This window comes from Flavobacterium muglaense, from assembly GCF_014305155.1.
GTDB lineage: Bacteria > Bacteroidota > Bacteroidia > Flavobacteriales > Flavobacteriaceae > Flavobacterium > Flavobacterium muglaense.
The window spans coordinates 1-2,245 of sequence record NZ_JACRUK010000105.1 but is presented as its reverse complement, the minus strand read 5'-3'; the positions used below and the strand labels follow the sequence as shown (position 1 = coordinate 2,245).

Below are 2,245 nucleotides of genomic sequence, written 5' to 3'. Positions count from 1 at the left end.
ACTTTTCTTCCTTTTATATTATATTATGTGTTATATTTGAAAGAAATAAACGGAAGTTTTTTCACAGACTGACGTTAACTGATACCGCCCCGAGCTACACGAACTCGCTAAGAAAAAAACAATTCAAAATTGATTTTAAAAATATTCCGTAGCTACGAATTGAGGGAGTTATTGTTTTTTAGCCCAAAGAAAAAATAAAATAACGAGGGAATTTGACTTTTAAACCCAAAGAGAAAATAAAAAGAAAAGATGAAAAATTAATGCTTGGCTTAGTAGCCGCAGGATTCCTGACATTATTCTCATTCACAACAGTTCCAATCTCAATTGCCAAAGTTGAAAAATCAGCATGTGTAAGATGTCATATTTCTGTGTATTCACACAGTGGTAGTCATAGTTATGTAGACAATTATTATTTTACTACTGACACTGCGCTGCATCATGCAATTCTATGGCAGAAGCGTTTTTAGATCAATAAAATAAATAATTTAGTTGTGATCTATTGAAAACATAGGTCACAACTTTTTTAACAAAAACAATTTATATGAAAACAACTATTTTACTTCTTTTTGCATTTATAGGCTCAATTGCCCAAACAAATACAAAATATGCATCATTAATTGAATATCAGTTTACAACAACTCTTGGTGGGAAAATCTATAAAGAAAATACGACACTTAAATGCACAAATAGTCAAGCAATATTTCAGACCTTTTCTCAAAAAGAAGGTGATAGTTCTATGGATAAAGACAATGAAACTACTGTACATATTAATGTAAAAAATAAAGATGAATCCTATATACTTGATATTGCAAAAAAAACTCTCAATTTTACTGATTTTATTGATGAAAAAGCATATAAAATTAATGAAACCATACCTGTTATGAAATGGGTTTTATCAACTAAAAAAGAAGATGTCAAAAAAATAAATAATTTTATATGCAATAAAGCAACACTTAATTTTAGAGGCAGAAATTATATTGCTTGGTATACATATAAAGTTCCTCTATCATTCGGACCTTGGAAGTTTAATGGTTTGCCCGGTTTGATCCTCGAAATTTATGATTCTCAAAATACATATCATTGGACTGCAACTAAAATAATACTCCCATTAAAGGAAAAAATAGATTTTAATGTTATCCAAAAATTAAAAGCAAATGAAATTACTTTAAACCAATATGTAGATAAAATTGAAAAAGCACACAAATCAAGGTCAGATATTATGCTTAAAAGACTCCCAAGAGGGGTGACATTAGAAAGTAGCACTTCAGAAAATTATTCAATCGAATTAAAATATGATTAAAGAAAATGAAAATTATAAATAATATTTTATTTAAAAATTGCCTAATAATCTTTTTGTTATTAGGCAATTCTTTAATTGCACAAACCAGTATTCAAGGAATTGTGAAAGACAGCATAAACAATCCAATAAGTTACGCAAATATTTTGATTAAACCCATTAATAGTGATATTGTAACTGCATACACGCACTCCGAAACGGATGGTAGTTATAAACTAAATATAAATGAAATTGGTCTCTTTGAAATTACTTATGCTGCAATTTCATACAAATCCGAAATTAAAACTATATCTTTTGAGGACGGTAAAAATATTATTAAAAATATAACCCTAAAAGATGAAACCATTGAACTTAATGAAGTCATAATTGAGAAAGAGAATGCAATAATAATAAAACAAGATACAATAGTTTTTAATGCTAAAGATTTTTCACAAGGAAACGAGCAAGTTGTTGAAGATTTATTAAAAAAAATACCTGGTATAAGCATATCTAACGACGGTGTGATTAAAATTGGTGGTCAAGAAGTAGAAAAAGTAATGATTGAAGGAGATGATTTTTTTGAAAAAGGGTACAAATTATTAACTAAAAATATGCCTGCAAATCCAATAGAAAAAGTAGAATTATATCAGCACTATTCTAATAACAAACATTTGAAAGGAGTTGAAAATAGTGATAAAGTTGCACTAAACTTGAAGTTAAAAGACGATGCAAAAAGAGAATGGTTTGGAAACTTACAGTTAGGATATGGGTTGGTGTCTGAAAACAGATATGATGTAAGAACTAATTTAATGAATTTTGGTAAAAAAATCAAATATTATTTTTTATCAAATTTAAACAATGTAGGTGCGGATGCAGTAGGCGATATTGACCATCTAATTAGGGCTTGCTGAAAAAGTATTCTCAATTTTCATATAACTGGATTTAATTTCACCAAATAATCACTTTCAT

The 2,245-nt window shown here is 28.2% G+C and carries 2 protein-coding genes; both read left to right on the top strand.

All coding sequences use genetic code 11. The features are described from left to right. Positions 1–541 precede the first annotated feature (541 nt). On the top strand, positions 542–1,300 hold the full coding sequence (locus tag H8R24_RS17915; protein ID WP_187021814.1) for a GLPGLI family protein: 759 nt from the start codon (positions 542–544) through the stop codon (positions 1,298–1,300). Between the two features lie 5 nt (positions 1,301–1,305). After that, complete coding sequence (locus H8R24_RS17910; protein ID WP_187021812.1) at positions 1,306–2,187, top strand: carboxypeptidase-like regulatory domain-containing protein; 882 nt, start codon at positions 1,306–1,308, stop codon at positions 2,185–2,187. Positions 2,188–2,245 lie beyond the last annotated feature (58 nt).

Coding starts and splice junctions, on each gene's coding strand:
- H8R24_RS17915 (WP_187021814.1), top strand. CDS start 542: ATGAAAACAACTATTTTACTTCTTTTTGCATTTATAGGCTCAATTGCC.
- H8R24_RS17910 (WP_187021812.1), top strand. CDS start 1,306: ATGAAAATTATAAATAATATTTTATTTAAAAATTGCCTAATAATCTTT.